Here is a 4176-nt window from a genome sequence, read left to right on the forward strand (position 1 = left end):
TATCTTAAAGGAAAAATATGCCCGGGTTTTGCCAAATCATGAGGTTTAGTTTTTGGATTTAATAGACTTTTTATCGTTATTGATCTGTCGTGAGCCGAAATTCCCGTTGTTGTTCCGTGAATATAATCAACTGAAACAGTAAAGGCAGCTTCTTTTGCCTCATTTGGATTTGAAACCATAGATTCAATCTTTAGTTCATCCAGGCGAGAACCGACCATAGGCAAACAAATCAATCCACGGCCGTATTTTGCCATAAAATTTATTAATTCTGGAATGGTTTTTTCGGCGGCACAGATCAAGTCCCCCTCATTTTCGCGTCCCGGATCGTCAATGACAATTATCATCTTACCGCGTTTAATATCATTTATAGCGCTTTCAATAGATGAAAAACCTTTTCTCTTCATATTTTTTTACTCCGTTAGAGAATGCCTCCGGTTCCAGTCGAAGGATTGAAATCATACTGTTAGATGGCGGTTTAATACTCCATCTTTATTCGCTCACCTCGTTAGAAATTTTAGCTAGCTTAGATATACGGTTAAGCCCCTGTCTGAATCAACGTTTCAGCCAACAATTTCTAACGGGGCGAAGTGCCCGTTGCCCGCCCACCGGCGAGGCAGGTCTCTAACGGGGTTTACTCCGAAATGAACCCGCTTATATAGAGTTTTTCCTTTGTTAAAGTTGTTTTTGAATTCTCATTAGATATTTTTTCAGAATATTTCGCCATCATATCGGTCTCAATATTTATTAAGTCGCCAACTTTTTTATTATTAAAAGTTGTTTTTTCCATTGTATGAGGAACAATAGATACCGAAAAACATTCATTTTCACTTTTAACTATGGTTAAGGAAACTCCGTCAACGGTAATTGAACCTTTATTTACAACATATTTATTTAGTTCTTTTGGCAAAGATATTTCAAATACGGAAGAATTATCTTCTTTTTTTATTGATTTTATTTTGCTTGCGGTTTCGATGTGTCCCGTAATAAAATGACCGCCCAATCTATCTCCGATTTTTACAGCGCGTTCTAAATTTACCTTTGAGCCAATCTTTAATTTGCCTATGTTTGTTTTTGAAGAGGTTTCCGGGCTGAAATCGAAAACAATAACAGAGAAATCTTTACTTCGTCGCACTTCAATTACTGTTAGACAAACTCCATTGACTGAAATGCTATCTCCGATTTTAATATCGTCAAGTTTCGTTTCAACCGATAATTTTCCTGACGAAATTTTTCTAATTTTTCCTATATCTTCAATTATTCCTGTAAACATATTAAATTCCCATTTCCTTGTCATCCCCGCGCTGTTGGACCTCGTTCAAAGAACGAGGATGCACTGTAATCGGAGATCCATTCTGTTTATTAGAAGATTAGATTCCCGATAAAAACATTCAGGAATGACCATTTCATAATTATTTTATTCTTCCTTCGATCAAAATATCCGTTCCAATTTTTCTTATTTTGAGGTTTTTTATTTTAAGAGCATCTTTAATTTTAGATATACCTAATCCCTCAACTGGAGTTCTGGCATCTCTGCCGCCAATAATTTTAGGAGCAACAAAAACATAAATCTTATTCACTACTCCATCATTTAATGCATTGGCGATTGTTTCCCCGCCGCCTTCTATTAGGATTTTTCTGATGGAAATATCAGAAAGTTTTTCAATAATCCACTTAAAAGGTATCCTCCCCCTGTTTCCACCCCGTAGGTGGAAAGATTCCCCCTGTTTCCACCCCGTAGGTGGAAACGGCAATAAAATTGCCTTTTTTTGCAGTCTTATTATTTTATTTTTGATTATAGAAGTTATGGCATTGGAATAAATCAGTATAATTGGTGATTTCTTGTCATTCAACACTCTGCAGTTTTCATGTATTCTTAGGTTGGGGTCTATTATTACTCGTATTGGATTTTTACCCGCTCCATGGCTCGTAAGTTCGGGATTGTCTTTAAGGATAGTATTTATTCCTACCAAAACGGCATCAGATTGACTTCTTAGCTTATGAACAATTTTCCTGGATTTTTCGCTTGTAATCCATTTGGAATCGCCAGTTTTGGTGGCAATCTTGCCATCTAGCGACATAGCAGTTTTAACAGCAATACTGAACTTATTCTTAAATGAAGCACAATATTTCTCATTTAATTTACAAGCTTTTTTAAATAATATATGATTTATCACTTTAACTTTATTTTTTTTCAATATTTTAATACCTTGGTATCTATTTTTGGGATTAACATCAGCCATAGCGCAAACTACCTGCCTAATGCCTGAATTAATAATTTTTGTTGTGCAGGGTGGTGTTTTTCCCCATTTACTGCAAGGCTCCAAATTAACATACAAAGTAGCCCCTTTAGCATCACTACCCGCATTATCTAGAGCATTTACTTCGGCATGCGGCCCGCCAAAGTACTCATGGTGCCCTTTACCGACAATTTTGTTACCTTTTACAACTATAGCTCCAACCAGAGGATTGGGTTCTACTTTTCCTTTGCCTTTTTTAGCAAGGTCAAGAGCTATTTGCATGAATTTTTTACGTAGTTTGCTCATAGTTTGCTCTATTTTAGCGTTGAAATTGAATAATATTTCTAAAATCCGCCGAAAGTTGAGCATTATAGCGGGTATTTTAGCTTTCGTAAAAACAAAAAACCCGAAGCAGAAATCTCCGGGTTACAAAATCTAAAGGTTTGCAATAAATTGTACAAACCCCTATTATTCTCCTTCCTTCCGGACTATACCGTCGGCACTCGATTTTCACGAGTTCAGCCCGCCCAATTGCAAAGCTTTTGGCGGGGTCGTAGGCTACCTTTTTGTAGGTTCACTACCGATTGGGAATTACACCCAACCCCGAAGAATATTTCTATTAAGTTGATTGTAATTTAACCATATTATCAGAATTTTGTCAAGAAGATTCGCTTGGAGGTCTGGTTTTCCAACGTCTATGGACCCAATAATAATGGTCAGGATATTTGCGAACATAATTTTCTAGCATAGTTGTATACGCCTGTGTATAGTTCTGAATATCTTTTTCTTCATCTCCAGTAAGTAGTGGTTTGGGAACATATTCAAATGATGCAATAAACTTATCATTATCACGGAATATAATGCCAAAAATAAGGGGGCATCCTTGTCTTAAAGCAAATACTGCAGTACCTTTCGGTGTTGATGTTAATCTGCCAAAAAAATTGACAAATGTTCCATTTATGCCAGCATCCTGATCAGAAAGAAAAGCAACACTTTCATGTTTTTTAAGTGCTTGGATTATTCCTCGCGCAGCAAAATTCATTGGTATAATTTTGAGGCTTTTCGCTTTTCTATATGAATTAATTAGATTGTCTAATTTATTGTTTGATTGTGTCGCTGCAATAGCATTCAAAGGATAATTAAGAGAAACAATACTTCCTAATAGCTCCCAATTACAAAAATGAGTAGTCACAAAAATCACTCCTTTTCCTTTTTCAAAAGCATCGTCAATAACTTCTTTCCCTTTAATAATTATGATCTTATTTAAGTCGTCTTTAGTCCATTTCGGGAAAAAAGCTAATTCTATAAAAGTTGTCAAGATCTGTCTAAAAGTATTGCGAGCAATTAATCTAATTTCAGCATGGCTTTTTTCAGGAAAAGACTCAGAAAGATTTTTTGAAACTGTTTTTCTTCTTATTCCTACAAGATAATAATTAAGATCGCCCAATCTTCTAGCAAAAAATCTAGCCAACTTAAGATGAAGAGATCTTAATGTAAAAGCTGTAGTAATAATGGCATAATATTGAAGCAAATATTTTAATTTTCTCATATAAAAAACCTTTATATTAAAGTTTGTTTAGTTTTCCATCTGCGATGAAGCCAAAACCAATTTTCAGGATATTCGCGGCAATAATTTTCAAGCATTGTTGTATATACTTGGGTATAGTTTTGTATGTCTTTTTCTTCATCACCTATAGATGCAGGTTTTGGAACAGTTTCAAACTTGGCAATAAATTTATCATTTTTACGTATGATAATAGAAAAAATCATTGGACAATCAGCCCTTAATGCAAACGCGGCAGGTCCCTTAGGAGTTGAGGCAGGCCTGCCAAAAAAATTAACAAATGTTCCTATTTCATGAGCATCCTGATCAGCAAGCATTGCAACAAATTCATTCTTCTTTAATGCCTGCATTACCCCCCGTAAAGCAACCTTCATA

At 35.5% G+C, this 4176-nt stretch carries 5 protein-coding genes and 1 riboswitch; all 5 genes read right to left on the reverse strand.

Annotated features, from left to right (window positions below; translation table 11 throughout):
• A partial coding sequence (locus NT145_09045) for a 3,4-dihydroxy-2-butanone-4-phosphate synthase (protein ID MCX5782820.1) occupies positions 1 to 404 on the reverse strand: 404 nt, incomplete at its 3' end.
• Positions 405 to 631: 227 nt separating this feature from the next.
• Positions 632 to 1270: a riboflavin synthase gene (locus NT145_09050; protein ID MCX5782821.1), complete on the reverse strand. Its 639-nt coding sequence runs from the start codon at positions 1268 to 1270 to the stop codon at positions 632 to 634.
• 139 nt (positions 1271 to 1409) lie between these two features.
• Complete coding sequence (gene ribD / locus NT145_09055) at positions 1410 to 2543, reverse strand: bifunctional diaminohydroxyphosphoribosylaminopyrimidine deaminase/5-amino-6-(5-phosphoribosylamino)uracil reductase RibD (protein MCX5782822.1); 1134 nt, start codon at positions 2541 to 2543, stop codon at positions 1410 to 1412.
• A gap of 161 nt (positions 2544 to 2704) precedes the next feature.
• Positions 2705 to 2852, reverse strand: a riboswitch (FMN riboswitch).
• A 43-nt stretch (positions 2853 to 2895) separates the two neighbouring features.
• Positions 2896 to 3786: a lysophospholipid acyltransferase family protein gene (locus NT145_09060; protein ID MCX5782823.1), complete on the reverse strand. Its 891-nt coding sequence runs from the start codon at positions 3784 to 3786 to the stop codon at positions 2896 to 2898.
• An 11-nt stretch (positions 3787 to 3797) separates the two neighbouring features.
• Positions 3798 to 4176 (reverse strand): lysophospholipid acyltransferase family protein (locus NT145_09065; GenBank protein ID MCX5782824.1); only part of this gene is annotated, 379 nt, incomplete at its 5' end.

This window comes from Elusimicrobiota bacterium, assembly GCA_026388075.1.
In the GTDB taxonomy this organism is placed as follows: Bacteria; Elusimicrobiota; Endomicrobiia; order Endomicrobiales; family JAPLKN01; genus JAPLKN01.